We start from the raw sequence: 26,426 nt of genomic DNA, 5'->3' as shown, positions 1-26,426 counted from the left end.
CCCGCAAGGACATGCTCGAGCATTATCCAGAAAGCATGCAGCCTTGTCGCGGCCATGCCTTGCGACAGGCACATGATCTTCCGCATGATGGACGGCACCGGGAGATGCTTGCCATCAGCGGCCAGTGTCCCCATTCAAAGGTCATGCTCGGTCAGACACCGATGGACGGCAGAGCCTCTTCACATCCGCCCCTGCCGGACCTGGATGCCTGACCCCGGATATCGCGACACGCCCGACCCGCTTCGGTATGACGCTATCCTCATTTTCGTATCCCTTACTCGCCCGCGTGGAGTTGTCATGGAATTTCCTGTTGTCACTGTCAATCCGGCCCAGCTAGAGACCGCCTGCCTGGTGGTTCCCGTCATTGAAGGCGAACTCGAAGGCGCCGCGGCACGTCTGGACGACGCCAGCGAGAAGCTGATTTCCCAGCTGATCGAACGCGGCGACTTCAAGGCCGAGCTGGGCAACACCCTGCTGCTGCCTTTCGCCCCGGGGCTCGGCGCACAGCGCCTGCTGCTGGCCGGGTTCGGCAAGGCCGAGAAACTCGACGAGAGCCGCTACAAGCGCGGACTGGACGCCGCCATGGCGGCACTGCTCAAGCTGCCGGTGGAAGACGCCGCCTTCGCGGGAGTCGGCCTCGATATCGAGCTGCGCGACGCCGCATGGAAGGCACGCATGATCGCCGAGAGCGCGCTGCGCAACGCCTACCGTTTCACCGAGATGAAGAGTCAGCCGGGCGAGCCTGCCTCTCTGACCCGTCTGAGTGTGGTAAGTGCCGACAAGAGTCAGCAGGAAGAACTGGAAGCGGGTCTGCGTATTGGCGCGGCCATCGGCGAAGGGGTCAACGAAGCCCGCACCCTGGGCAATCTGCCGGGCAACATCTGCACCCCGACCTATCTGGGCGAGCGTGCCGAGCAACTGGGCAGCACCTCCGAAGACGCACTGAAGGTGACCGTGCTGGGTGAGGAAGAACTCGAGAAGCTTGGCGCCCTGTCACTGCTCTCGGTCGGCCGTGGCAGTGAAGAGCCGAGCCGTCTGATCGTGATGGAATACCGCGGCGCGGAAGACGAGAACGAGGCACCGCACGTGCTGGTCGGCAAGGGCATCACCTTCGATACCGGTGGCATCTCGCTGAAGCCGGGCGCCGGCATGGACGAGATGAAGTACGACATGGGCGGCGCGGCGAGCGTCTTCGGCACCATGCGCACCGTGCTGGCACTCAAGCCCAAGCTCAACGTGGTCGCCATCGTGGCCAGCGCCGAGAACATGCCGGACGGCCGTGCCACCAAGCCGGGCGACATCATCAAGACCCTGAAGGGCCTGACCGTCGAAGTCCTCAACACCGACGCCGAAGGCCGCCTGGTGCTGTGCGACGCCCTGACGTACGCCGAGCGCTTCGAGCCGGCCAGCGTCGTCGACATCGCCACCCTGACCGGCGCCTGCGTCATCGCGCTGGGCAATCACGCCACCGGCCTGATCTCCAACGATGATGACCTGGCGCTGGATCTGCTGGATGCCGGGGAAGAAGCCTGGGACCGCGCCTGGCACATGCCGCTGTGGGACGAGTATCAGGCACAGCTGGATTCCAACTTCGCCGACATCGCCAACATCGGTGGCCGTGAAGCCGGCATGATCACCGCAGGTTGCTTCCTGTCCCGCTTCGCGGACACCTTCCCGTGGGCGCACCTGGACATCGCCGGCACCGCCTGGCAGTCCGGCAAGCAGAAAGGTGCCAGCGGCCGCCCGGTGGGCCTGCTGACCCAGTATCTGCTGGATCGCGAAGCGGAACTCAATGCCGCCCAGGAAGAGACGCTCTGAGGCTTCGCATGCTCTCGATGGCGTGCTAGCGTTGAGACACGCGGGTCGGCACGCCACTCGGCACCGCTGACCCCAGAGGTCCTATAAAAAATGATTCGACCCCCGGCGTTTCGCGCCGGGGGTCTCGCTGCTACGGAGACACCCACGTGACCAAAGGCTTCGACGTCCGCGCGTCCACGCAACCGGCGGATGCTGCCATTCGCGACACCATCCTGGCCAATCCCGGCTTCGGCCGTCACTTCAGCGACCACATGGCACACGTCCGCTGGACCGCCGATGGCGGCTGGCACGGCCATGAAGTCCGCCCCTATGGCCCGCTGAGCCTCGACCCCGCCGCCTCGGTACTGCACTACGCCCAGGAAATCTTCGAAGGCATCAAGGCCTATCGTCATGAAGACGGCTCGGTGTGGACCTTCCGCCCCGAGAAGAACGCGGCACGCTTCCGCAACTCCGCCCGCCGCCTGGCACTGCCGGAGCTGTCCGACGAGGACTTCGTCGGCTCGCTCAAGGCCCTGCTCGCCCAGGACAGCGCCTGGGTACCGACCCCCGCCAGCGCCAGCGATGAGTGCAGCCTCTACCTGCGCCCGTTCATGATCGCCAGCGAAGCCTTCCTCGGTGTGCGTCCGTCGCGTGAAGTCGATTACTACGTGATCGCCTCGCCGGTGGCCGCCTACTTCAAGGGTGGCATCAAGCCCGTCTCCATCTGGCTGTCCTCGCATTACAACCGTGCGGCGGCCGGTGGCACCGGTTTTGCCAAGTGTGGCGGCAACTATGCCGGTTCCCTGGCGGCCCAGAGCGAAGCTACCGCCAATGGCTGCGATCAGGTCGTCTTCCTGGATGCCGCCGAGAACAAGTGGGTCGAGGAACTGGGTGGCATGAACCTGTTCTTCGTCTTCAAGGATGGTCGTCTGGTCACGCCGCGTCTGACCGGCACCATTCTGGAAGGTGTCACCCGTGACTCCATCCTGACCATGGCGGGTGATCTCGGCCTGACGCCGGAAGAGCGCCCGGTCAGCATCGACGAGTGGCGCGAAGGTATCGCCTCCGGTGAGATCACCGAGGTGTTCGCCTGCGGTACCGCCGCCGTCATCACCCCGGTGGGCGAGCTGGTCAGCGAAGACGCGCGTCTGGATCTGACCGCCAATGCCGGCGACGTGGCCATGCGTCTGCGTCGCCAGCTGCTGGACCTGCAATACGGTCGCGCCGAAGACACGCGTGGCTGGATGACCCGCCTGGCGTAAGCCCTGTGGCCCATGCCAGACGACAACATGAAGGCCCGCCTCGCAAGAGGTGGGCCTTCATGTTTGCAGACGCGAAGATATCGCGCTTTCCGATGCGTACCGAGTCCCTCCTGCATCGAAGCCACGTGGCGAGTGCGGTATCCTGAGCGCTCGCGAACTCTTGCCACGAGCGGTGCCCATGACCCAGATCGACTTCTACATCCTGCCCGATACCACGCTGGAAGCCCGGCTGGAATTCGCCTGCCGTCTGGCCGAGACCATCCATGCCAAGGGGTTCCGCCTGCACGTGCATGTCGAGGATGAGGCGATGGCGCGTCAGTTCGATGAACACCTGTGGCAGTTCCGCCCCGAGAGCTTCGTACCCCATGCGCTGGATATCGATCTGGATCTCGCGGCGCGCGAGGCAGAACACGCCGATGACGTGCCACGTCCGCCCGTGACCATCGGTTGGCAGGACGCGCCGGCACCGGGCATCGAGGCACTGCTCAATCTGCACCCCGAGATCCCCGAGTGGTTCTCGCGTTTCGAGCGCGTCGCCGAGATCATCAACCAGCATCAGGATGTGCTGGTCACCAAGCGCGAATGCTGGCGTACCTACAAGTCACGCGGCTATGCGGTGCGTTCGCATCAGCTCAAGGGCGTGAGCTGACGCCGCAGGTACCGGTGGCGCTGTCAGCCGACTCAGCGCTCGCGTTCCTCGTCTCGCTCCCGGGCCTCGAGAAACTCGCGAAAACGCACGATCAGCCACTCGATCCAGTACTCGACGTCCTGCATGCCGGGGGGACTCTCCCCCACCGCAAAGAATTCCGGCGGCAGGCCATCGGCTTCCGCACCCGTTCGCTCGCCGATACGCACAGCCCACAACGGCGCCTCACGCGGCAGACGCTGGATCTCGCTGAACAGCGACGCCACGCTCATGTCGGCGACGTCTCCGAAGATCACCATGCAGGGACTGACATCACGCACCAGGCGCAAGGCCTGAGCCGCGCTGCTGGCAGTGATGATGTCCAGATTGGCGACATGGCTGCCGATCACTTCCAGGCGCAGTCTGTCCTCCGCGCGCGTGCTGATCACCAGCCAGCGACACGCCACTGGCAGCGCCTGATCTGCCGACCATGCCGCCTTCACGACCCGTTCATGGGCACTGACATCCGCCAACGGCAGCCATACCCGGAAACAGGCCCCCTCGCCCAGTACGCTCTGCGCGGTGATCTCCCCCTGCATCCGCCGCGCCAGCTCACGCGACAGCGCAAGCCCGAGGCCCGTGCCCTCGATTCCCGAATCCTCGCGACCCAGACGCGAGAAAGGCTGGAACAGCTGAGCCGCCTGATTCGGGTCAAACCCGAAGCCACCATCCTCGACATCCACCCAGGCCATCTCCTGGCCGTGGGAGTCGATACCGCGTCCGAGAGCGAGACGTATCCAGCCGCCCGCGCGGTTGTACTTGATGGCATTCCCCATCAGGTTGCCGAGAATCTGGTCCAGACGACGGCGATCGGCATTCAGCCACAGCGACGCCTCTTCCAGCGCCAGTGACAGCGTCAGTTCCGCCTGGTCCAGCCGCGGCTGGTACTGACTGACGAGGCGAATCAGGTGCTGGCCGATCGACAGAGGCTGGCAATCGAGGGGCAGTTCTCCCGCTTCAAGGCTCGACATCTGCAGCACGTCCTCGATCAGCGCCGAGAGCTGGCTTGCCGCGTGGCCCGCTTCATCCACATAGCGACGCTGTTCGCGCGTCAGGGACGATTCGTCCGCCAGCAGGTCAGTGAAGCCCAGGATGGCATTGAGAGGCGTGCGGATCTCGTGACTGAAGCTCGAGAAGAACCGCGACTTGGACTGACTTGCCTCGGTGGCGCTGTCACGTGCCGCTTCCAGCACCTGCAGCGTCTGCTTGTGACGCTGGATGTCCAGCACCACCCCCGTGGCACGCAGCGGTCGTCCGTCACCATCGCGGCGGGTCACCTGACCTCGCACCTGCATCCACACCCAGCTGCCGTCGGCATGGCGGTAACGCACGTCACGCGCCTCGGCCCAGCTGTCGCCATGCAACACGCGCCAGCGGGATTCCAGCATCCCCGCCAGATCCTCCGGGTGAGTCATGGCATCGAGATCGGCCAGATGCATGCTGGCCTGGATGGGGAGTCCCATCATCAGGAAGAAGTTCTCGTGGAAGTGGAGATCATCACGCTCGAAGTCATACCGCCAGGTCGCATCACCGGAGGCCGCCATCACCATCTCGACATGCCGGGCATCCTCGGCGCGTTCGAGCTCGATCTGATCACGCCGCAATGCGGCTTCCCGCAGGGCTTCCCCCGCCTGGTCAAGCTCTTGCAAGGCAAAACGCTGACGCACCACCGGCTGTCCGCGACCGATGCGCAGCGCCATGTCACTCAAGCGTTCCAGGGCTTCGGAAAGCGTGGTGGCCATGGATTCCGCCCGCCAGCGCATCACCACCAGCAGGACCAGGAAGAAGGCGATCAGGCCGACCAGCATCACGTAACCCAACTGATTGAAGCGCGTATTCCAGTGCTGGATGCCGCTTTCCACCTGCTGCGGGTCCACCACGGCCAGCAGCCGCCAGTCCGTCCCCGCCACCGGATACCACGCCACCAGCCGCTCACCGGCGAGCAGCGGTATCTTGCGCATGCCATGGGGAGCATCATCGATACCATGCAGCAGGCGCACCATCTCCGGCGACTTGCTCTGATCACGTGCCGTTTCCAGGAAGCGGTCATGCGTCAACGGGGTCGGCTCGATCCGCGGAGGGACATGCACCCCGAAATCCTTCTGACCGGCCTCGGGCATGGCCAGTACGCTGTTGCCACTCACCAGCACCAGATAGGCGTTCCAGGGAAGTCGCGTGCTCTCGAGATGCTTCGCCAGCGCATCGAGCGTGACATCGATACCGACGACCCCCTCAAGGAAGTCCCCACGATGCACCGGCATCAGGGTCGAGATCAGCCAGCCTCCCCCGACGGGGTCCTGATAGGCTGGCGTCACGACCGGCTCACGCGTGGGATTGTTGCGATCATCGGCCAGGTAATAGAAGCCGTAGCTGGTGAGATCCACCCCGGGGGTGAAGATGCCGTGGGTGTCGATCCACGGCTTGATACGGAAATAGCCGTCGTAGCTGGAGAACCACGCCTGACGCAGCTCGGGACGGATCTCGAGCATGTCCTGCATGACCGTATCCAGCCGCGACAGCCGTGCCACCTTGCCGTAGTCCTGCAGATAACTGGGGGCCAGCGACGAATAATAGGAGCCGGCCTCCCCGTCATCCTCGGCCACGTAGAGGGTGCCATCCTCACTGAAGACATGACGCGCCATCTCTCGGACACGCTCGCCCGGCGCGATGGGAGCATCCATCTCACGGAGTGCCGAGTGTGCCAGCTGCTGCACTTCCCTGCGCCAATCCTCCACCACCATGCCGGCATGCTCCGCCTCATAACGGCTCAGCTGCTCAAGCTGGGTGCGGATCAGGTCTTCACGGGTCGCTTCCTGCTGCTGCGCGACCAGCCAGTGCAAACCCAGATAACCACCCAGCAGCGCCACCTCCATCACCAGCAGTGGCACCAGGGCATGACGCAGCAGTTCATGCCAGACCCAGCGACGGGTCGGACGAGGTGCACCATCCGTGGGGCGAGGCTTGGACATTGCGGCTCCGCGAGCAGGAACAGGAGGGAGACTCCGAGGCGAGGCACCTCGGCGTCAGCAGGTTGCGACAGGATACGGCATCATTGCGTGGATGTTGCCTGCTTTGTGAAACCGTCCCCTTGGCGAGGGCCACAAGAGCCTGCACGCCAAGACCGAATGACGCCTGACATCAGCGGCGCTATAATCGAGCCCATTTTCTGCCTGCGCTGCCCCGCTCACTGAGCCGGCGCGGGACGTCCCGCCCAACCGGATCATTTGCAGACCCATGGACAAGACCTACCAACCGAACGCCATCGAGACGCGCTGGTACGAGCGCTGGGAATCCGAGAATCGCTTTGCGCCGTCAGGCCAGGGCGAGAGCTTCTCACTGGTCATCCCGCCGCCCAACGTCACCGGCTCCCTGCACATGGGCCATGCCTTCCAGGATTCCATCATGGACACCCTGGTGCGCTGGCGTCGCATGCAGGGTCGCAACACCCTGTGGCAGGTAGGCACCGACCACGCCGGTATCGCCACGCAGATGCTGGTGGAGCGCAAGGTCGCCGCCGAAGAAGGCAAGACGCGTCATGATCTGGGTCGCGAAGCCTTCACCGACAAGATCTGGGAGTGGAAGGAAGAGTCCGGCGGCAACATCACGCGTCAGCTGCGTCGCATGGGCACCAGCATCGACTGGAGCCGCGAGCGCTTCACCATGGACGATGGCTTCTACAAGGCCGTGCAGGAAGTCTTCGTGCGCCTGCACAAGGAAGACCTCATCTACCGTGGCAAGCGTCTGGTCAACTGGGACCCGACCCTGCACACCGCGATCTCCGATCTCGAAGTCGAGAACCGTGATCAGCAAGGCAGCTTCTGGCACTTCCGCTATCCGCTCGCCGATGGCGTCAAGACCGCCGATGGCAAGGACTACGTCGTCGTCGCCACCACGCGCCCGGAAACCCTGCTGGGTGACACCGGCGTGGCCGTCAATCCCAAGGATGAGCGCTACGCAAGCCTGGTCGGCAAGTTCATCGAACTGCCGCTGGTCGGCCGTCGCATCCCCATCGTCGCCGATGAACACGCCGACATGGAAAAGGGCTCCGGTTGCGTCAAGATCACTCCGGCACACGACTTCAATGACTACGAAGTCGGCAAGCGTCAGGGCCATCTGCTGATCAACGTGATGAGCCAGGATGCCACCATCCTGGAGCTCGCCGAGATCTACGACCTGCAGGGACGTCCGCAGCCCCAGGAAGACGCCAGCCTGCCGGCCGCCTACGCCGGTCTGGATCGCTTCGTCGCGCGCGAGAAGCTGGTCGCCGACATGGACGCGCTGGGTCTGCTGGAGCAGGTCGAGACCATCAACAACACCCTGCCCCACGGTGACCGCTCCGGCGACGTCATCGAGCCGCTGCTGACGGACCAGTGGTTCGTGGCCGTCGAGGAGCTGGCACGCCCGGCCATCGAGGCGGTCGAGAACGGCGACATCGAGTTCGTGCCCAAGAACTACGAGAACATGTACTTCGCGTGGATGCGTGACCTGCAGGACTGGTGCATCTCGCGTCAGCTGTGGTGGGGCCACCGCATTCCGGCCTGGTATGACAACGACGGCAACGTCTATGTCGGCCGCAACGAGGAAGAAGTCCGCGCCGAGAACCAGCTGGGTGCCGACGTCGAACTGCGTCAGGACGAAGACGTCCTCGACACCTGGTTCAGCTCTGCGCTGTGGACCTTCGGCACCCTCGGCTGGCCGGCGGACACCGAAGAACTCAAGACCTTCCACTCCACCGACGTGCTGGTCACCGGCTTCGACATCATCTTCTTCTGGGTGGCGCGGATGATCATGTTCACCCTGAAGTTCAAGGGTGAAGTGCCGTTCCGCAAGGTCTACGTGCATGGTCTGGTGCGTGACAGCCTCGGTCAGAAGATGTCCAAGTCCAAGGGCAACGTCCTCGATCCCATCGACCTGATCGACGGCATCGGCCTGGATGAGCTGGTCGAGAAGCGTACCGGCAACATGATGCAGCCCAAGAAGGCCAAGGCGATCGCCAAGGCCACGCGCAACGAGTTCCCGGAGGGCATCGAGCCCCACGGTACCGATGCGCTGCGCTACACCCTGCTGTCACTGGCGTCCACCGGGCGTGACGTGAAGTTCGACATGGGCCGTCTCGATGGCTATCGCAACTTCTGCAACAAGCTGTGGAATGCGGCGCGCTACGTGCTGATGAATGCCGAGGACCAGGATTGCGGCGTCAACGGCGAAGCCGTCGAGCTGTCACTGGCCGATCGCTGGATCATCGCGCGCCTGCAGCAGACCGAGCAGCAGGTCACCCGCGCGCTGGAAGAGTTCCGCTTCGACCACGCCTCCCAGGCGCTCTATGAGTTCATCTGGAACGAGTACTGCGACTGGTATCTGGAGCTCTCCAAGCCGGTGTTGTGGGACGAGAACGCCAGCGCGGAAGCCAAGCGCGGCACGCGTCGCACCCTGGTACGCGCGCTCGAGACCATCCTGCGCCTGATCCACCCGATGATGCCGTTCATCTCCGAGGAGATCTGGCAGCGCATCGCGCCTCACGCCGGCAAGCCGGTGGAAGGCGAGAGCATCATGAGCCAGGCGTGGCCGCAGGCCGACGCCGAGCGGATCGATGAGCAGGCCATCCGTGACATCGAGTGGCTCAAGGGCATCATCATCGCGGTGCGCAATATCCGCAACGAGCTGAACCTGTCCCCAGGCAAGCCGCTGGAGGTCTACCTGCAGAACGGTGCCGACGGCGATGCCGAGCGTCTGGAAGCCAATCGTCTGTTCCTGTCCAAGCTGGCCCGTCTGGAAAGCATCACCTTCCTGGCGGCGGGCGATGAAGCGCCGATGTCCGCCATCCAGCGCGTCGGTGAGCTGGAAGTGCTGGTGCCGATGGCCGGCCTGATCGACAAGGATGCCGAGCTCAAGCGCATCGACAAGGAACACGAGAAGCAGCAGAAGGTCATCACCGGTCTCGAGAACAAGCTCGGCAACGAGAAGTTCGTCGGTCGCGCACCGGCCGATGTGGTCGAGAAGGAGCGCGCCAAGCTGGCCGATGCCCAGGCGGAGCTTGCACTGCTGGAAAGTCAGCGCGCCAAGATCGAAGCGCTGTAAGCCACACTCGTCTTGATCGCAGGCAAAAGCCCCCGGCACCGAAAGGTGCCGGGGGCTTTCTTCATTCCGGGCATGTCACGGGAGTCGGCGCAGGCGCTCAATCGTCGCTGGCGCTCAGTCGTCGCTGGCGCTCAGTCGTCGCTGGCCGCGACAGGCATGAAGGTCGCCAGCAGATAGCCGGTGTCATCCATCACCCGCAGGCGAGCGCTCTCGCCACTGCCGACGATCTGATAGCGAGCCACCTCCTCCAGCATGCGATTGAAGGCATTGGACTGCTCGGGATTGGGGCACATCTTCATGGTCGAGGCCAGCGGACCGATCTCCAGGGTCTGGCGAGACTCATCCAGTACCACCGGCCCCATCAGACGATTGCAGCCATTGCTGCCCACCAGGCGCAGGCGGTCATCCTCTTCATCCGCCAGCTGCTCCGGTGTCGGGGCCTGCAACAGGAAATTGGGCGCCTCACCGGTCTCCTCGGTCTTCGAGAAGCTCCAGGGGGTACCGACCAGCGCAGGGCTCGCACTGCCGGCACCGCTCCCGCCGCCCTGCCCGGCGTCCGTCGCGCCTGAGTGACTGACCGCGCAGCCGGCCAGCAGGGAAGTCGCGATCGCCAGCGAAGTGGCAAGTGATAGACGGCGCAAGATGACGCTCATGAAGAGATCCCCCGTGATGAGCCTGCCTCGATGTCAGGCATTGATGAAACGATCGGGCGCGAGCATGCAGACCCGTCGCGCAAACCACAAGCCCCTTGATGCCCTGCGCCATCCCGGTCCCGACAGGCCGACTGGCTCGCGAGACGATAGCCCGCCAGATCGCGTCTGACGCAACGATGCTTCTCTCCTGGAACATTCGAAAACAGTGTTTCTTGAAGAGCCTTTGAAATTACCATACGCCGTGAAGGCAGCGATAGGGATCGCTTGCTGATGCTTGATGATACCTCGCACCATCTGCACCAGGAGGGACGGAGATGCTGACCAGACGACTACTGGCACTCAATGCCACAGGATTCGCCTTGCTGATCAGCTGGTGGGTACCGGCACTGGATTTCTGGCCCGATCTGGACGGCCGGGTATTCTGGGCATTCAATCACCTCATCTCGCCACTCAATCCGCACTGGGATACCCTGCTGGGGCTTCTCAACACGCGGTTCTTCGATGTTGCGGCCTTCGGCCTGATGGGTGTCCTGTTCTGCTGGGCGATGCTTGAGGATTCGCGCCCCGACCGCTACCGGCGCTGGACCAGCCTCGGCATCACCATGCTGCTGACCGCCGGTATCATCTCGCTGTGCGTGCTGCGCGCCATCAGCTACGGCCATGCCAGTCCGACTCGCGTCTTCCAGCACGCACAGCATCTCTCCGACCTGGTGTCCTTCAAGACCAAGGACTCGGCCTCGAACAGCTTCCCGGGGGATCACGGCTTGATGCTGATGGTCTTCGCCGGTTACATGTGGGCCTTCGCCCCACGACGCATCGCGCTGTGGAGTCTGGCATTCGTGGTGATATTGAGTGCCCCACGCATCATGGTGGGTGCCCATTGGTTCAGTGATGTCTATCTGGGCTCGCTCAGCATTGCACTGATCATTCTGCCCTGGGTGCTGTGTACGCCCGTGGCGCGCCGTCTGGCGAGAGCCATCGAGCGCTGCCTGTCAGGCCTCGGCCGGCACACGCTCGAGAACTGAAGAGCGACTCGAGAGCGCAAGACAGCCTCGAATCACCCCACGAGTGTCCTGTCGGCAAAGTGCCCATGTTCTGCCGGGGGCTCACCCTGATCCCCCTGGCGCGCCGTCTCAGGGGCAGCCAAGAGGCTGCACGACTCGCCTTCCCTTTCCTGCTGCCGCTCACCCCCCGCTACCACCCGGTCGCGCCCCTGATGCTTGGCGTGGTACAGGCGACGATCCGCCAGCTGCAGCAGGTCATCCAGTGATTCACACTCATGACTGACGGCGACCCCTATCGAGACGGTGACCGGCACGGCGCTTCCCGCAAACTGTGGCGGCGAGCTGGCCAGCAGGGAACGTATCCGTCCCGCCACGGAAATCGCCTCGCCGCGCCCGCTGCGCGGCAACAGCACCAGAAACTCCTCACCACCGATACGCCCTGCTCTATCCCCCTGGCGCAGTGTGGCATTGAGCAGGCGCCCGATCTGTCTCAGGGCCTCATCACCTGCCGCATGCCCCCGCAGATCATTGATCTGCTTGAAGTGATCCACATCCATCATCAATACCGAGCAGGGCACGGCGTCCTGCCACCATTTTTCCGCCTGGCGCAGGGTCTGGCGCCGATTGAACAGCCCGGTCAGCTCATCGCGACTGGCATCCTGGCGGTACTGGCGTTCGAAGTGTTCGGTGAGTGCCAGCATGCGCCACAGGAAGGTGACCATCAGCATGAAGACGGCAAACAGGTTGAATGACTGCATGATCCAGACAGGGATGAAGCCATCGGAAACATGCTGAGAGGCCACCATCAGCGACAGCACTGCAGCGACGAAGAGAGACAGCGTGCTGATGACACGCACCTTGCCTGACAGGGGAGCAAGATGGATACCGGCCATCACGATGAAGAAGTAATACTCGTAGCCGGCGGCATTGCCGAAGCAGTAGGAGGCAAGCCAGGTCATCAACGTCAGACTGCCCAGTACCAGCACCAGAGCCATCAGCATGTGATGCTGACGATGCAACAGCACCCCCAGCAGCCCCACCAGCACCATGATCCCGCTGGCGAACGCCAGGCGTGGTGCCTTGAGCACCATGAAGACAGGCAGCCAGGCCACATAAAGGCCCAGCACCATCAGATAGACCCACAGATAGGCATGATAGAAACGGCGATGCTCGACAGCGAGCAGACGCGGTTCTTGACGCAACCAGGCACGAGCAACACTCAACATCAGGCAGTCCTTGCCATTCGGCGGTCATCACGTGGGCGAAACTCTCATGACACGGACACGGCCAGCGCGCGACAGGGGGAGTGTCATGGAGCCTGCACCTGTCTGGACGGCAGGGGTAGCCCTGCACAACACCAGAAAGCCACCGCATGACGTGTCATGTCTCATGCGGCGAGCATTATCGTTCTGATCACAGCATAAGCCCAAATGCCGGTTCCGCCAGCCCCGCACCGACATTGCGTCACCATTGTGCGACGCTTGCCCGCGCCTGAGCGCTGTCGGGCATCGCGACCCCGGCGTGAGCGTTACCAGCTGCCGGTATTGGCCATCGAGACCCACGGTTCCTGCGGCGCAAGGGGTTCGCCGGCCTGCAGCAACTCCAGCGAGATGCCATCCGGGCTCTTCACGAACGCCATGTGGCCGTCACGCGGTGGGCGATTGAGGGTCACGCCATTGTCCATCAGATGCTGACAGGTGGCGTAGATATCCTCGACACGATAGGCCAGATGGCCGAAGTTGCGCCCGCCTTCATAGTCTTCCGGGTCCCAGTTATGGGTCAGTTCCAGCATCGGCGTCTGCATCTCACGGGCACGTTCGGCATCCTGCGGGGCTGCCAGGAAGATCAGCGTGAAGCGGCCCTTCTCGGAATCCTTGCGCGAGATCTCGACCATGCCGAGCAGGTCACGGAAGAAATGCAGTGAAGCGTCGACATCACGGATACGCAGCATGGTGTGCAGATATTGCATGGATCACTCTCTTGAACGATGGATGAGCCGGCACTGAAGACGGGAAAGGACGTACGCCGAGCGAAGCGGACTCGGCGTACGGGAATATTCTAGACACACGACTGCCGCGCGACGAGTCTCCTCGCCACGCGGCAATGTGGTGATGCTTGCATCCTGCTGCTGGCGCCTCGCGCCGTCAGGCGATGCGTGAACTGCGCTCCAGCCGCACGGGGACCGCCTTGGAGGCAGGTGTGCCGGTATCGCTGCCATGGCTTTCCAATGCGACCAGCACATTGGTTTCCGGATAATAGGCACCGATGCAACCGGGCGGGATGTCGTATTCCACCAGCTTGAACTGAGGCGCACGCCGCTCACTGCCATCCGGGCGCGGCTCACCGACCATGTCGACCCAGTCACCATCGGCCAGCCCCAGGCGGGCAAGGTCCTGCGCATTGATGAACACCACTCGACGCTGACCCGACACGCCACGATAGCGGTCGTTGTAGCCATAGACGGTGGTGTTGTACTGATCATGGCTACGCATGGTCTGCAGGGTCAACCAGCCTTCCCGACGCGCGAGCTGCTGATGCAGCACGGACCTCGGCAGCGCCGCCGCCGAGAACTGCGCCTGGCCACTGGTGGTAGGGAAGCGCAGCTCACGCACCGGGTTGGCGAGATGGAAACCGCGCTTTTGGGCCAGACGGACGTTGAAATCGGCAAAACCGGGAATCACCGCCGCGATCTCGTCACGGATGAGGTCATAGTTCTCGCTCAGCGCCTCCCAGTTGACCGGGTCACTCACGCCGCGCCATGGCAGCACCCGGGCAAGCGTGGCGCGCGCGATACCCGCGATGATGCCGGGTTCCGAGCGCAGCTCGTCACTGGCCGGCGCCTTGATGCCAGCGCTTGAGTGCACCATCGACATCGAGTCCTCGACGCTGATGTGCTGGGAGGCCACCTGTGCGGAGCGGTCGATCTCGCTGCGCCCCAGACACGGCAGAATCAGCGCTTGCGTCGTCTTGCCGATCACCAGATGACTGCGGTTGAGCTTGGTGCTGATCTGGACGTTGAGCTTGAGGTTGCGCATGGCCGCCTCGGTGCGCTCGCTGTCCGGCGTGGCGCGCGTGAAGTTGCCGCCCAGCGCGATGAAGGTCTTCGCCCTGCCCTGTTCCAGCGCCGCCAGACTCTCCACGGTGTTGAAGCCCTGGCCACGCGGCATGCTCACGCCATAGCGGGCTTCGAGTGCATCGATCAACGAGGCCGGCGCCTTCTCGTCGATGCCCATGGTGCGGTCTCCCTGGACATTGGAATGTCCGCGAACGGGGCAGGCACCGGCACCGGGACGCCCGAAATGGCCCCCGAGCAGCAGCAGATTGACGATCTCCCGGACGCTGTCCACGGCGTGCAGATGTTGCGTGATGCCCATCGCCCAGGTGCAGATGACGTTGTCGGCCCCGGCGAAGATCATCGCGGCCTCCTCGAGCTGCGCACGGGTCAGCCCGGACTGATCCTCGAGCGTGGCCCAGTCCGTCGCCTCGACCACGTCCTGCCAGGCCGTCGCTCCCCGCGTGTGGCGCTCGATGAAGGAAGCAGCGCGCGTGAATTCGCCGCGCGCCTCCATGGCGAAGAGTGCCTTGGCCATGCCACGCACCGCCGCCATGTCACCCCCCATCCGCGGCTGGTAATAACGATGGCTGATGGGCTGACTGGAGAGGGTCATCATCTCCAGCGGCGACTGCGGGTCGGCGAAGCGCTCCAGCCCCCGTTCACGCAACGGATTGAAGCTGACGATGCGCGCCCCACGTCGAGAGGCACGTCGCAGGTCCCCCAGCATGCGGGGATGGTTGGTGCCGGGGTTCTGACCGAACACGAAGATGGCATCCGCGTGCTCGAAATCCTCCAGCAGTACCGTGCCCTTGCCGACACCGAGACTCGCCTTCATGCCGACGCCACTGGCCTCATGACACATGTTGGAGCAGTCGGGGAAGTTGTTGGTGCCGAACAGACGCACGAACAGCTGATACAGATAGGCCGCCTCGTTGCTGGCGCGTCCGGAGGTATAGAACAGCGCCTCATCCGGTGACGTCAGCGCATCGAGGTGCTCGGCGATGATCGCGAAGGCCGCCTCCCAGCTGATCGGTTCATAGCGGTCACTGGCCGCGTCATAGCGCATCGGTTCGGTCAGGCGGCCCTGATCCTCGAGCATGAAGTCGTCCCAGCCCAGCAGCTCCGTGACGGTGTGCTGGGCGAAGAAGCATGGCGTGACACGCTTGGCGGTCACTTCCCAGGCCACTGCCTTGGCGCCGTTCTCGCAGAATTCGAAGGAGGAGCCGTGCTCCGGATCGCCCCAGGCGCAGCCTGGGCAGTCAAAGCCCTTGTCCTGATTGGCCTTGAGCAGGGAGCGCACGCTCTTCCATGGCGCCCTGGAGTGACTGACATGCTGACCGACACTCTTGAGCGCCCCCCAGCCGCCCGCCGGACCGGAGTAGGCAGCGATGCGGGGATGGCGCGTCATCCTCTCATCCTCACGTGGCAGGCGAGCCGATGCGTGCTCAGGCGTCTCGGGGGCGGCAATATCAGTCATGTCAGGGTCCACAGGCAAAAGGGGAAGGCGGGAAAGGATCAGACAGGCGTGAGTACGCGCCAGGGGCCGTCAGTCGGCCTGCCCACTGAGCAGCTCGAGTCGACGCCCGCGATGGGCACAGATCAGGTTGAGATCACAGGCACGCGCGGTCTCCACCGCCAGGCGTGAAGGCACGGCAAGGGTGGCAAGCGTCGGAATGCGGGCACGGATGGTCTTCTGGACCAGCTCCAGACTGCAGCGACTGGAGACCAGCAGCGCCTCGGGCCAGACGCCGCTGTCGAGACTCATGCCGATCACGCGGTCCAGCGCATTGTGGCGACCGATATCGGCCCCCTGCGAGATCAGGCCGCCCTCGGCGTCCAGCCCCAGCGCCAGGTGCATGCCGCGCCGTGTCGCGCGCTCCAGGCGCTCCAGCCCACGCATCAACGCCTCAGGTGAGAGCGCTGCCCGTGGCGGAAGGCGCGTCAGGCCAGCCATCAGCTCGGCCTCATCCTGCACGCCGCAAGCGCCACAGCTGGACACGCTGCTCTCGCGCCGCTGATGGCCCTCGGCCTTGCGCGCCAGCGCCTCGCTGACGTCCAGACGCACCGCCAGCCCATGGCGCAGCCGCGAGAGATGGATGGCGGTGACCTCCTCACGCCGCGTGATCCAGCCTGCGGTGAAGGCGTGCCCCAGCGCCAGTGGCTCCAGCGCCTCGGGGCTCGCCAGCAACGTGCCCATCGGGATCTCATTGAGCACCAGACTCACGGGTAGCTCGGAGGGCCCATCCAGCTCTCGCAAGGGCCGCTCACGCGCATCCTGATAACGCAGTCCCTCGGTCGCTGCTTGATAGAGTGAATCACTCATTCCGACACCCCGTTGTGCGCGACATCACTGTGCAGATTCGCGAATGTACGCAAGCCGTCATGGCGATACGATAGCGTCATCATCGATCGCTCACCAATTGAACTCGCCCGTACCTTGATAGACACCATCAATGAAATTGCCAGCATGAGGCGACCCCTTGATCCCGCGCAGGAAATTCGTGCGCGAGTCACGTAAAATATGCCGCCGAACCACGAAGGCTCGCCTGGACGACGCGGCACTCACGCGCTGTCGCACGCCTTCCCTTCTGATCATCCTGCTCCGGATTTACGTTCCGGCCCGCATGAGGACTCCTGCATGACCGATACCCCCACGACCGTCGCACCGGCTGCCGACACCGCTCGTCCCAGCCCGCTGGCGCCGCAGCATGTCGTCTGCGCACTCTACAAGTTCGTCACCCTCGAGGACTTCGAGTCGCTGCGCGAACCGCTGCTGGCAGTGATGGACGAGCATGGCATCCGCGGCACCCTGCTACTGGCACGCGAAGGCATCAATGGCACCGTCTCCGGCTCTCGCGCCGGCATCGATGCCCTGCTGGCCTGGCTGATGGCAGACCCGCGCCTGGCGGAACTGGACACCAAGCAGTCTCTGGCAGAGCAGTCCCCCTTCCTGCGTGCCAAGGTCAAGCTCAAGCGCGAGATCGTCACCATGGGCGTGGAAGGGATCGACCCGCGCCATACCGTCGGTACCTACGTGGAGCCGAAGGACTGGAACGCGCTGATCTCCGACCCTGACGTGCTGCTGATCGACACCCGCAACGACTATGAAGTGGAAGTGGGGACCTTCAAGGGTGCCGTCAACCCGAACACGGCCGCTTTCCGTGATTTCCCGGACTATGTCTCCCGTGAGCTGGACCCGCAGCAGCACCGCAAGGTGGCGATGTTCTGCACCGGAGGCATTCGCTGCGAGAAATCCACCGCCTATCTGAAGGAGCAGGGGTTTGAGGAGGTCTATCACCTCAAGGGCGGCATTCTGAAGTATCTGGAAGAGGTGCCCCAGGAAGAGACGCTGTGGCAGGGCGAATGTTTCGTGTTCGATGACCGTGTCACCGTCGACCACAAGTTGCGCCCCGGTCAGTTTGACCAATGTCACGCCTGCCGTCTGCCGATCACGCAAGCGGACAAGCAGAGCGACAAGTACCAGAAGGGTGTCAGCTGCCCGCGCTGCTACGACAAGCTCAGCGATGCCCAGAAGGCACGCTTTGCCGAGCGCGAGAATCAGATTCGTCTCGCCGAGCAACGGGGTGAGGCGCACCTGGGCAAGGACGCGCTCGCCCAGATGCAGGCGCGTCGTGACGCCAAGCAGCGTCAGCGCGAAGCGGCTCGTCTGGCCGCGCTCAAGGCGCAGACGCAGGACGCCGACAAGGGCTGACCCCGACCTCGTGCGTGGCTGAAGACTGATCAAGACACCCCGTTTTCACGGGGTGTCTTGCGTTGCCCCCTCCATCATCCGTCCACGTCTGCCGACCGAGGGAGCGAGCGCAACAGCTCCAGCACGGCATTCAGCCGACGGCTATGCTGTTGGCCGCTACGCCACAGCAGCCCCACCGTCTCGCCCTCCCCGGGCAGGCGTCGCGCCACCAGCCCCGTACCGAGACGCGAGTCGGCAAGGTGTTCCGCCAGCACGCTCACCCCCAGGCCCGCCTCCAGCATCACGCCCAGCGCCGCGATGGAGTTGGCTTCCAGCAACGGCGACGGCTGATGGTTCAGCTGAGCCAGTTGCTGATTGAGCCGGCGTCGCTGCTGCATCTCCGGCGTCAGCAGCACCAGCGGATACTCCCGCAGACACTCCCATGCGGGTGTCTCGGGCAGCAGGAAATGCGCCTGACTGGCAATCAGCGCCGAATGCTCCTGATAGAGCGGTCGGCAGGCGAAGCCGCTCATGGCGGGGGCCGCCGGATAGCCGACCGCGAGATCCAGCTCACCATCCTCCAGCCCCTGAGCCAGCGAGGAGGTGGACAGCTCCCGCATGCGCAGGGAGAGCTGGGGAAAGGCCTCACGCAGACGCGGCAGGAATTCCCCCACCGCCGCCAGCGCGGACGGCACGACACCCAGCGTCAGCCGACCGGTCAGCACGGCCTCGGGTGATAGATCTCCCTTGAGCTCATCCAGCTCGGCGATGATGCGCCGCGCATGGGTCAGCACCCGCTCCCCCTCCGGCGTGAAACCTTCGAAACGATGGCCGCGCAGTATCAGCGCCGTGCCCAGCTCCTCCTCGAGCTGCTTGAGACGCGCCGACAGCGTCGGCTGGGTGACATGGCAGACTCGCGCCGCCCGTCCGAAATGGCGTTCATTGGCCAGCGCGACCAGAAAGCCCAACTGCCGATGATCCATGACGGGGTCCTTGCGAGGGGGAGAGTAGAGAAAGTGAATGGCACGCAGAGCAGATGCACGCGACGACGGAAGGCCGGACACGACGACGCCCGGCGGAAATCACCGGGCGTCATCATCGGCGCAGGGCCGCTATTGCATCGCGCCTCATGCCTCACATCTCGTGCTGACAGTGAAGCGGCGTGTCTGGCGACCTGCTTACTGGGCAGCGTCCTGAACGGCTTCACCTGCGTGTTCGACATCCTGGCCGGCACCGTCAACGGTGTTGCAGCCGGAGAGTGCCGCCACAGTGAAGAAAGAGGCGAACAGCAGTGCAATGGTACGGGACATGGTCATGCTCCTTGTGGTGATGGATATCATGGATCCTGCCATTCAACGCGTCATGCCTGCGCTGATACCCATTACCTTGGGCCACCCTGCGGGGTTTCAAGGGAGAAATTCATGTTTCGTTCATTGCCTGAATCCGCTGCCACCTCACTCGCTCAGCTGGCCGACTCCTCGATGGAGCCCCCCAGATGCTCAAGATCTTCCCCGAAGCCTTCCACGGTGTTGCAGCCTCCCAGCATCAGGCCGAACAGCAGAGCCGTACCGGTCATCATCATGAAGCGTCGCATGGGTATTCCTCTCTCAAGTGCCTGATCGCACGCAAGGTGTCGATCAGGCCGTCAGGCTCAGCTGGCTGCGTTGTCGATCTTGCCACCCAGGTGTTCAAGATCCTTGCCAAAGCCGGCCACCGTGTTGCAGCCCGTCAGGGCCACGCTGGCCACCAGCAAGGCGGCCATCATCAAGCGAGTCACTCGCATGTCATGCATTCCTGATCAATCGTCTCTGCCACTCTGACCTTCGTGACACTGGAAAGTGCCAATTCTCAGCGATTCACCAGCAGAATCTTGCCCATTGCCTCGCCGGATTCGATCAATTCATGTGCCTTGGCGATATCGCGGAAACTGAACTGATGCTCGTCCAGCAGCGGGCGAACCGCCCCGGCCTCCAGCATCTCGCTCAAGGCGTTGAGCAGCTCCGGCTGCTCATCCATGCCGATACCGGTCAGCAGCGGCACCGAGCGGAAAATGACGTGCAGCGACAGGTTCTTGGCGTGCAGCTGGGTCAGGTCGTGGGTCGAGCGGGTGTTGATGGAGCACAGCCGACCGGAGATCGCCGTGGCCTCGATGGAGCGATCCAGATTGTCACCACCGACGGTGTCGAAGACGAGATCGAAGCCACGCCCGGAGGTCAGGCGTGCCACGTAGTCACTGACCGCTTCCTCGCGATAGTTGATGATCTCGTCGGCGCCCAGCTGGCGCGCCAGATCGGCCTTGGCCTCGCTGGACACGGTGGTGGTGACGTGTGCGCCGAGATACTTGGCGATCTGCACCGCGACATGGCCGACCCCTCCGGTACCGGCGTGGATCAGCACGTGCTCGCCTTCCTTGATCTGACCGCGCGAGACCAGCGCCGTCCAGGCCGTCAGGAACACCAGCGGCAAGGCCGCGCATTCTTCCAGGGTCAGCGCCGCCAGACTCGGGCGTTTCACGATCACACGGGTGTCAGCGATCATGTAATCCGCCAGTGCGCCCTGCCAGCCCTTCACGCCACCGGCGCAGCCCAGCACTTCATCGCCGACCGAGAAATCCGTCACGCCCTCGCCGACGGCGTCGATCACCCCCGCGACATCGCCATTGAGGATGGCCGGGAAGTCGGGGTGCGACTTGACCAGGCCACTGCGCAGCTTGGTCTCGATGGGATTGACGCTGGAGGCGGATACCTTGATGCGCACCTGACCTCGTGCCGGGGTCGGCGTGTCCAGCTCGCGCTCGACGAACACATCCGGGGCGCCGTATTGCTCGATGACCATGGCCTGCATGTGGGAAGACTCCTGAACAATGAGAAAGAAGCGACGCCCTGCCCGCACGGCGCCGTCATGAAAGTTGGGTGACACCGCGCCACTAAGGTGGCGCCATGTCGGCAATGACCCGAGCTTACTCCGTGTCATGCCTCAAATCAGCATCAGGTCAGCACCAGCTTGAGCACGATGAGGAAGATCACCGCCACCGTCAGCCACTTGACCCAACGCGCACCGGCAGGACTCATGTTGACCCGCGCACCGAGGAAGGCGCCGCTCATGTTGCCGACCGCCAGTACCAGGCCATAGGCCCAGCGCACCTGACCATCGAACACGAAGACCGCCAGCGCCGGCAGGGTATACATCAACACGATGAAGACCTTGAAGACGTTGACCTGGGTCAGATCGATCTTGAGCAACCGGTAGAGCACCACGATGAACAGCACGCCGACGCCCACCTGAATGAAGCCACCATAGAGACCGATGCCGAACATCGCCAGCAGCACGATGGGAGTGATGCGTTCCGGGGTCAGCTCACGGGTGTCGATGCGCGGCGTCGGCAGCAGCATCATGATCGAGCACACCACCATCACCACGATCAGCACACCCTCGAAGGCCTCGGCACTGATCCGGGTCGCCAGCCAGGCCCCCAGCATCGCGCCCAGCACGGCAGGCACGGCCAGTCGCCAGGCCACCCCCATGTTGTGCGCCCCCGCCTTGAGGAAGGTGCTGGTGGCAGTCGCACTCTGCAACGCGATCGCCACGCGGTTGGTGGCATTGGCCTGCGCGGGGGGCAGGCCGAGAAACATCAACAAGGGCAGCGTCAGCATCGAACCACCCGCCGAGAGCACATTGATGAAGCCGGCCACGCCACCCAGCGCGATCAGCGCCACCACGCTGATCAGATCAAGGCCGCCTGCCAGCCCTGCCACATCACTTGTCATGCCGACATTCCTTGTCTTGCCGTAAAAGGGGGACACGCTGCACGCCCTTCGTCATTCAGAGCGCGCGATGCCCGACACACCCTCCTCGCAGGAACCTCGCGAAGGCAGGGATGCCGGGCATCGTGGGTGATGCATTGCGTCACGTCATGCAGGATTCAGGCACGTCTGCCGGAACCTGCCGGAACTCAGGAAGCCAAGGCTTCCTGACGGCCACTCTGGCGCACGCTGTAGGTCAGCACGCCCAGGAAGATGGCCAGCCCGGCAATATCATAGGTCAGCTGACCATGCGGCCACAGCATCAGCGCTCCCAGCGGGAACATCGCCAGACGCAGCCACCAGGGCAGTTCGTGCTCCAGATAGCCTTCCATGCCCGCCACGATAGCGTAGATCCCGAACAGCGCGAACACGAAGACCGTCAGCATCTCACCGATGTCACCGGAGATCAGCGGACTCCAGGCGAACAGCAGCGGCACGATGTAGAGCCCCTTGGCGATCTTCCACGCCATCAGGCCTGTCTTCATCGGCGGTGTCTTGGCGATGGCGGCAGCCGCGAAGGCGGTCAGGCAGACCGGCGGCGTGACGTTGGAGTCCTGGGACAGCCAGAAGATGATCATGTGGGCACTCACCAGTGCCATGGTCAGCACGTGCGGCGACAGCGCCTGCTCATACAGCTGGCTCTGGAAGGTATCCGGCACCAGGGCCAGCAGTTCACGTGCGGCGTCCATGCTCATCGGCGCGCCCAGCAGGTCCAGCTTGTCAGGTGCCGCCAGCATGAAGATGGCCTTGGCCTGCTCCGGCAGGTTGCCCGCCGCCAGCAGATCCACCAGCTGGGAGTGCGCGATCAGGTTGTAGAGCGCCGGGGCGGACAGCGTGCCCAGCACGATATAGGACGCCGTCACCGGCAGCCCCATGCCCAGGATCAAGGACGCCAGCGCGACCAGGATGATGGTGATCAGCAGGCTGCCACCCGCCCAGTCGGTGATCATCAGCGAGAAGGTGTTGCCGATCCCCGTGGTGGAGACGACATTGACGATCAGCCCGACGGTGATCAGCAGAATCGCCGTGGTGGTCATGTTGCGCACCCCGGCCAGCATCGCCTCGATGATGTCACCGAGCTTCATCGGGTTCTTCGACAGCCACGAGGCCGCGATGACGGACAGGATCGCGATGCCGGCGGCGTAGGTCGGCGTGAAGCCGTAGATCAGTGCACCGACCAGCACGAACAGCGGTGCCAGATAGTGCCAGCCATCCTTGAGCACGTCCTTGAGACGCGGGCCCTGCGGGTCATCCAGCGCCGTGGCGTCGGAGCGCTTGGCCTCGATGCGCACGAACATGGCGACAGACAGGAAGTAGAGCAGCGCCGGCAGGGCGGCCACGCCGACGATGGTCAGGTACGGCACCTGGGTATAGGACGCCATGATGAAGGCGCCCGCGCCCATCACCGGCGGCATCAGCTGGCCACCGGTGGAGGCGGCGGCCTCCACACCTGCCGCGAAGCGCGCCGGGAAGCCGGCACGCCGCATCAGCGGGATCGTGATCACGCCGGTGGAGACGGTGTTGGCGACACTGGAGCCGGAGACCGAGCCCATCAGGCCGGAGGCGAACACGGCCACGAAGCCCGGGCCACCCTTGAAGCGACCCGCCGCGCAGCGCGCCAGATCGATGATGAAGTCACCCGCGCCCGACTTGACCAAAAAGGCGCCGAACAGGATGAACATGAACACGTAGGACCAGGAGATGCGCGCGATGGAGCCCAGCATCCCTTCGCCGCCGATGAAGCTTCTGAACAGCACCGTCTCCCAGGTCAGGCCCGGGAAGTTGAACACGCCACCGACATACTTGCCCCACCAGGCCACATAGGTCAGCGCGATCAGACACAGCACCGGGATGAACCAGCCGGTGGTGCGCCGCGCGAACTCGAGAATCAGCCCCACCGCGACGATGGAGACCACCCAGTCCGCGGGGGAGAACACGACCCCACGATCATAGAGCGCATCCTCGAAGCCGATCAGATAGAGGCCGCAACCCAGTGCCGCCAGCCCCAGCATGACATCCACACCCAGCACCCAGCGCTTGGCACCATCACTGGACGGCGTCAGCATCGGGATGGTCAGCGCGCACAGCAGGCCGAACAGCCCGAAGTGCAACGCGCTCACCCACAGCTCCGACAGGGTCGAGATGGTGTTGAAGTACAGATGCGCCAGACAGATGACGATGGAAATCACGAACACGGCCCGCCCTAGCCAGGGCAGTTCCATGCGCCATGGCGCGGCTTCGACGGATTCATCGCGCACACCGGACAGGTCCGGCGCATCCGGCACGGCTTCAGTGGGACGAGAGGGCTCTGGCGAGCGGGAATCATGCATGGCGGTGCCTCAAGACGGGATCAGACAGCGATGGCGCGGCGGCGACGTGTGGCGTCAACCTGCGCCCGGGCTTGCGAGGAAATGCGGACTTGCTTCATCAATGACGTCGGTGACATCAGTGATGCATGGGCAGGCTTTGGCCTGGCAGAGGCTGGCTTGCGAAACGAAGGCGCAGCATGACGCCGGACCGGCACTGTCTTGTTGGACTGCACAGCCCTCACCGCGGCCATGGGCGCGCGATGAGGGCAGCGATGGAGCGGACTCAGGGGTGGGTCAGTCGGCGATCAGACGCTCAGGGATCTCGATGCCCTGCTCCTTGAAGTAACGCACGGCACCCGGGTGCAGCGGCAGCGGCAGACCAGCGATGGCCTTGTCGAGTGCCATGGCCTTGGTGGCCGGGTGGATGTTGTTCAAGAACGGCAGGTTCTCGTACATGGTCTTGGTGATCTGGTAGACGTCTTCTTCGGAGACGTCATCACGTACCACGAGGATGTTCGGCTGGGCGATGGTGTTGATCGCCTTGTCCTGGCCCGGATAGGTGCCAGCGGCGATTTCATACGGTGTCCACAGCTCGAACTGGGAATTGACCTTGGCCAGCTGCTCTTCGGTGAAGTCCAGCGTGGTGATCTCGTCACCGAGGTTGGCGTAGGCACGCGTCACGGCGGAAGCCGGTGCGCCTGCCGGAATGTTCATGCCGTCGATGTTGCCGTTCTGCATCGCGTCGGCACTCGGGCCATAGCCCATGTAGGCCAGATTCATCTTGTCGGCATCGATGCCCAGCTGCTCGAGAATGAAGCGACCCGAGCCCTCGGTGCCGGAGTTCTTCTTGCCGATGGAGAAGCTCTTGCCATAGAAGTTGGTCATGTCCTCGATGGTGCCGGTCTTGACCTCATCGTTGCGTGCCACGAAGTGCTCGACGTTCTGCCACAGCATCGAGATGCTGCGCAGGTCCTTGTGCGCCTTGTTGACCGGCGGAGTGCCATTCCATGCCCAGGCGCCATAGAGGCCCTGGATGATGCCGAACTGGGCCTGGTTCTCTTCCATCAGCTTGAGGTTCTCGCCGGAGCCGGCGGAGGAGATCGCGGACACCGAGATGCCGGCGGTCGGCTCGAGCTTGACCTTGATCAGCGTGGAAAGCGCCACGCCGACGGGATAGAAGGTACCGCCGGTGGTCGCGGTACCCATGATGTACTTGCCTTCCGCCTGGGCTGCGGCACTGAGGCCCAGAGAGGCAGCGATGGCGAGACCGAGGCCGGCCTTGAGGAACTGGCGCTTTTGCATGGAATGACTCCTTGGCGGGCCTGCCGGAACGCAGGCGAACCCTTATTGTTGGAATAGGCGAGACGTGGCGATAGCGGACGGGACAGCGAAGGTCAGGTCGTACTGCCCAGCCTTGAGTGAAGACTAGCAAGTGTCGAGCAGGGGCGGTATTTGGCGATGGGGGCATTGCGCCAACGGCCGGCCGGCATGGCGCAAACCGAAAAGTGGCAGGATTCTGCCGATCTGGTCACACTGGAGACATTCAGACACCTGGCCTGGGGACACCCGTGACGGCCCCGCCGGCAGACGGACCGGCAGACCAGCCGAGGCCATTCGGGCGCGCCAGCCCCGCGACGACGAGGAACGACAATGAATGATTTCACCCTGCACCCGCAGCTGGAGGCAGACACTCACTTCGTGGCCGACCTGGCATTGTGCAGCGTGCGCCTCATGAACGATGCGCGCTATCCTTGGTTGATGCTGGTGCCACGCCGTGCGGACATTCGCGAAGTCTATGAGCTGGACAGCCATTCCCAGCACCAGCTGTGGCACGAGACCACCCTGCTCGGCGAGCTGTTGATGCAGCTCAGTGACGGCGAAAAGCTCAATATCGGCACCCTGGGCAATGTCGTGTCACAGCTGCATGTACACGTGATCGCCCGCAGCAGCGATGATGCCACCTGGCCCGGGCCGGTCTGGGGAGTGGGACGCCCGAAGGCCTATGACAATGAAGCGCTCACCACGCTGATTGACACGCTACGCATGAAGATCGCCGAGCTGCCGACCTATTCCTTCTAGCGCCCTGTTC

21 protein-coding genes are annotated in these 26,426 nt (G+C 63.8%); 7 read left to right on the top strand and 14 right to left on the bottom strand.

All coding sequences use genetic code 11. The features are described from left to right. The first annotated feature begins 297 nt into the window (after positions 1-297). From BOH68_RS01355 to BOH68_RS01345, 3 genes are all read left to right on the top strand, one after another. Positions 298-1,818 (top strand): leucyl aminopeptidase, encoded by a 1,521-nt coding sequence (locus BOH68_RS01355; RefSeq protein WP_077378742.1) that lies wholly within the window; start codon positions 298-300, stop codon positions 1,816-1,818. Between the two features lie 146 nt (positions 1,819-1,964). Beyond that, entirely contained in the window at positions 1,965-3,059 is a 1,095-nt protein-coding gene (locus BOH68_RS01350) for a branched-chain amino acid aminotransferase (RefSeq protein WP_084209423.1), read from the top strand. A 178-nt stretch (positions 3,060-3,237) separates the two neighbouring features. Continuing rightward, positions 3,238-3,708 carry a DNA polymerase III subunit chi gene (locus tag BOH68_RS01345; protein ID WP_077378736.1) on the top strand — a complete coding sequence of 157 codons (471 nt, stop codon included), beginning with the start codon at positions 3,238-3,240 and terminating at the stop codon, positions 3,706-3,708. Positions 3,709-3,740: 32 nt separating this feature from the next. Here BOH68_RS01345 and BOH68_RS01340 read toward each other — a convergent pair whose 3' ends face one another. Then, positions 3,741-6,713 (bottom strand): ATP-binding protein, encoded by a 2,973-nt coding sequence (locus BOH68_RS01340; protein ID WP_077378733.1) that lies wholly within the window; start codon positions 6,711-6,713, stop codon positions 3,741-3,743. A gap of 265 nt (positions 6,714-6,978) precedes the next feature. Between BOH68_RS01340 and BOH68_RS01335 the strand changes: the two genes are divergently transcribed. Beyond that, the gene (locus BOH68_RS01335) at positions 6,979-9,822 is read left to right on the top strand and encodes a valine--tRNA ligase (protein ID WP_077378723.1); all 2,844 of its coding nucleotides are present in this window, start codon (positions 6,979-6,981) and stop codon (positions 9,820-9,822) included. 131 nt (positions 9,823-9,953) lie between these two features. Here the strand turns inward: BOH68_RS01335 and BOH68_RS01330 are convergent, their stop codons facing one another. Further along, positions 9,954-10,475, bottom strand: coding sequence for an META domain-containing protein (locus BOH68_RS01330; RefSeq protein WP_077378721.1), 522 nt, complete (start codon positions 10,473-10,475; stop codon positions 9,954-9,956). A 314-nt stretch (positions 10,476-10,789) separates the two neighbouring features. Here BOH68_RS01330 and BOH68_RS01325 point away from each other — a divergent pair, with 314 nt between their 5' ends. After that, positions 10,790-11,500, top strand: coding sequence for a phosphatase PAP2 family protein (locus BOH68_RS01325; RefSeq protein WP_077378718.1), 711 nt, complete (start codon positions 10,790-10,792; stop codon positions 11,498-11,500). A 32-nt stretch (positions 11,501-11,532) separates the two neighbouring features. Here the strand turns inward: BOH68_RS01325 and BOH68_RS01320 are convergent, their stop codons facing one another. The 4 genes from BOH68_RS01320 to BOH68_RS01305 all read right to left on the bottom strand — a co-directional run bounded on the left by BOH68_RS01320 (position 11,533) and on the right by BOH68_RS01305 (position 16,857). After that, entirely contained in the window at positions 11,533-12,705 is a 1,173-nt protein-coding gene (locus BOH68_RS01320; RefSeq protein ID WP_077378715.1) for a GGDEF domain-containing protein, read from the bottom strand. A gap of 302 nt (positions 12,706-13,007) precedes the next feature. Continuing rightward, entirely contained in the window at positions 13,008-13,448 is a 441-nt protein-coding gene (locus BOH68_RS01315; RefSeq protein ID WP_077378712.1) for a VOC family protein, read from the bottom strand. Positions 13,449-13,623: 175 nt separating this feature from the next. Then, positions 13,624-16,011 carry an FdhF/YdeP family oxidoreductase gene (locus BOH68_RS01310; RefSeq protein ID WP_374700427.1) on the bottom strand — a complete coding sequence of 796 codons (2,388 nt, stop codon included), beginning with the start codon at positions 16,009-16,011 and terminating at the stop codon, positions 13,624-13,626. A gap of 69 nt (positions 16,012-16,080) precedes the next feature. Continuing rightward, positions 16,081-16,857 carry a formate dehydrogenase accessory sulfurtransferase FdhD gene (locus BOH68_RS01305; protein WP_077378706.1) on the bottom strand — a complete coding sequence of 259 codons (777 nt, stop codon included), beginning with the start codon at positions 16,855-16,857 and terminating at the stop codon, positions 16,081-16,083. A 315-nt stretch (positions 16,858-17,172) separates the two neighbouring features. Here BOH68_RS01305 and trhO point away from each other — a divergent pair, with 315 nt between their 5' ends. Continuing rightward, the gene (gene trhO, locus BOH68_RS01300) at positions 17,173-18,246 is read left to right on the top strand and encodes an oxygen-dependent tRNA uridine(34) hydroxylase TrhO (RefSeq protein WP_077378703.1); all 1,074 of its coding nucleotides are present in this window, start codon (positions 17,173-17,175) and stop codon (positions 18,244-18,246) included. Positions 18,247-18,320: 74 nt separating this feature from the next. Here the strand turns inward: trhO and BOH68_RS01295 are convergent, their stop codons facing one another. From BOH68_RS01295 to BOH68_RS01260, 8 genes are all read right to left on the bottom strand, one after another. Next, a complete protein-coding gene (locus BOH68_RS01295) occupies positions 18,321-19,208 on the bottom strand; it encodes a LysR family transcriptional regulator (RefSeq protein WP_077378700.1) in 888 nt (295 codons plus the stop codon). A gap of 195 nt (positions 19,209-19,403) precedes the next feature. Further along, the gene (locus BOH68_RS01290) at positions 19,404-19,535 is read right to left on the bottom strand and encodes an entericidin A/B family lipoprotein (RefSeq protein WP_077378697.1); all 132 of its coding nucleotides are present in this window, start codon (positions 19,533-19,535) and stop codon (positions 19,404-19,406) included. A 152-nt stretch (positions 19,536-19,687) separates the two neighbouring features. Continuing rightward, complete coding sequence (locus BOH68_RS01285) at positions 19,688-19,819, bottom strand: entericidin A/B family lipoprotein (RefSeq protein ID WP_077378694.1); 132 nt, start codon at positions 19,817-19,819, stop codon at positions 19,688-19,690. Between the two features lie 57 nt (positions 19,820-19,876). Further along, the gene (locus BOH68_RS01280) at positions 19,877-20,008 is read right to left on the bottom strand and encodes an entericidin A/B family lipoprotein (RefSeq protein WP_077378691.1); all 132 of its coding nucleotides are present in this window, start codon (positions 20,006-20,008) and stop codon (positions 19,877-19,879) included. A gap of 65 nt (positions 20,009-20,073) precedes the next feature. Continuing rightward, complete coding sequence (locus BOH68_RS01275; protein WP_077378688.1) at positions 20,074-21,069, bottom strand: zinc-dependent alcohol dehydrogenase family protein; 996 nt, start codon at positions 21,067-21,069, stop codon at positions 20,074-20,076. Between the two features lie 143 nt (positions 21,070-21,212). After that, positions 21,213-21,992 (bottom strand): sulfite exporter TauE/SafE family protein, encoded by a 780-nt coding sequence (locus tag BOH68_RS01270; protein WP_077378685.1) that lies wholly within the window; start codon positions 21,990-21,992, stop codon positions 21,213-21,215. 185 nt (positions 21,993-22,177) lie between these two features. After that, complete coding sequence (locus tag BOH68_RS01265) at positions 22,178-24,250, bottom strand: TRAP transporter permease (RefSeq protein ID WP_205632796.1); 2,073 nt, start codon at positions 24,248-24,250, stop codon at positions 22,178-22,180. Between the two features lie 381 nt (positions 24,251-24,631). Next, positions 24,632-25,639 carry a TAXI family TRAP transporter solute-binding subunit gene (locus BOH68_RS01260; protein WP_077378679.1) on the bottom strand — a complete coding sequence of 336 codons (1,008 nt, stop codon included), beginning with the start codon at positions 25,637-25,639 and terminating at the stop codon, positions 24,632-24,634. A gap of 348 nt (positions 25,640-25,987) precedes the next feature. On the opposite strand from BOH68_RS01260, the gene BOH68_RS01255 reads away from it, so the two are divergent. Then, positions 25,988-26,416 (top strand): HIT domain-containing protein, encoded by a 429-nt coding sequence (locus tag BOH68_RS01255; protein ID WP_077378676.1) that lies wholly within the window; start codon positions 25,988-25,990, stop codon positions 26,414-26,416. Positions 26,417-26,426 lie beyond the last annotated feature (10 nt).

This window comes from Cobetia sp. MM1IDA2H-1, from assembly GCF_002916775.2.
Lineage (GTDB): Bacteria > Pseudomonadota > Gammaproteobacteria > Pseudomonadales > Halomonadaceae > Cobetia > Cobetia marina.
This window is presented reverse-complemented; position numbering and strand designations above follow the sequence as displayed.

Coding starts and splice junctions, on each gene's coding strand:
- BOH68_RS01355 (WP_077378742.1), top strand. CDS start 298: ATGGAATTTCCTGTTGTCACTGTCAATCCGGCCCAGCTAGAGACCGCC.
- BOH68_RS01345 (WP_077378736.1), top strand. CDS start 3,238: ATGACCCAGATCGACTTCTACATCCTGCCCGATACCACGCTGGAAGCC.
- BOH68_RS01340 (WP_077378733.1), bottom strand. CDS start 6,713: ATGTCCAAGCCTCGCCCCACGGATGGTGCACCTCGTCCGACCCGTCGC.
- BOH68_RS01335 (WP_077378723.1), top strand. CDS start 6,979: ATGGACAAGACCTACCAACCGAACGCCATCGAGACGCGCTGGTACGAG.
- BOH68_RS01330 (WP_077378721.1), bottom strand. CDS start 10,475: ATGAGCGTCATCTTGCGCCGTCTATCACTTGCCACTTCGCTGGCGATC.
- BOH68_RS01325 (WP_077378718.1), top strand. CDS start 10,790: ATGCTGACCAGACGACTACTGGCACTCAATGCCACAGGATTCGCCTTG.
- BOH68_RS01320 (WP_077378715.1), bottom strand. CDS start 12,705: ATGTTGAGTGTTGCTCGTGCCTGGTTGCGTCAAGAACCGCGTCTGCTC.
- BOH68_RS01315 (WP_077378712.1), bottom strand. CDS start 13,448: ATGCAATATCTGCACACCATGCTGCGTATCCGTGATGTCGACGCTTCA.
- BOH68_RS01310 (WP_374700427.1), bottom strand. CDS start 16,011: ATGACTGATATTGCCGCCCCCGAGACGCCTGAGCACGCATCGGCTCGC.
- BOH68_RS01305 (WP_077378706.1), bottom strand. CDS start 16,857: ATGAGTGATTCACTCTATCAAGCAGCGACCGAGGGACTGCGTTATCAG.
- trhO (WP_077378703.1), top strand. CDS start 17,173: ATGACCGATACCCCCACGACCGTCGCACCGGCTGCCGACACCGCTCGT.
- BOH68_RS01295 (WP_077378700.1), bottom strand. CDS start 19,208: ATGGATCATCGGCAGTTGGGCTTTCTGGTCGCGCTGGCCAATGAACGC.
- BOH68_RS01290 (WP_077378697.1), bottom strand. CDS start 19,535: ATGTCCCGTACCATTGCACTGCTGTTCGCCTCTTTCTTCACTGTGGCG.
- BOH68_RS01285 (WP_077378694.1), bottom strand. CDS start 19,819: ATGCGACGCTTCATGATGATGACCGGTACGGCTCTGCTGTTCGGCCTG.
- BOH68_RS01280 (WP_077378691.1), bottom strand. CDS start 20,008: ATGCGAGTGACTCGCTTGATGATGGCCGCCTTGCTGGTGGCCAGCGTG.
- BOH68_RS01275 (WP_077378688.1), bottom strand. CDS start 21,069: ATGCAGGCCATGGTCATCGAGCAATACGGCGCCCCGGATGTGTTCGTC.
- BOH68_RS01270 (WP_077378685.1), bottom strand. CDS start 21,992: ATGACAAGTGATGTGGCAGGGCTGGCAGGCGGCCTTGATCTGATCAGC.
- BOH68_RS01265 (WP_205632796.1), bottom strand. CDS start 24,250: ATGGAACTGCCCTGGCTAGGGCGGGCCGTGTTCGTGATTTCCATCGTC.
- BOH68_RS01260 (WP_077378679.1), bottom strand. CDS start 25,639: ATGCAAAAGCGCCAGTTCCTCAAGGCCGGCCTCGGTCTCGCCATCGCT.
- BOH68_RS01255 (WP_077378676.1), top strand. CDS start 25,988: ATGAATGATTTCACCCTGCACCCGCAGCTGGAGGCAGACACTCACTTC.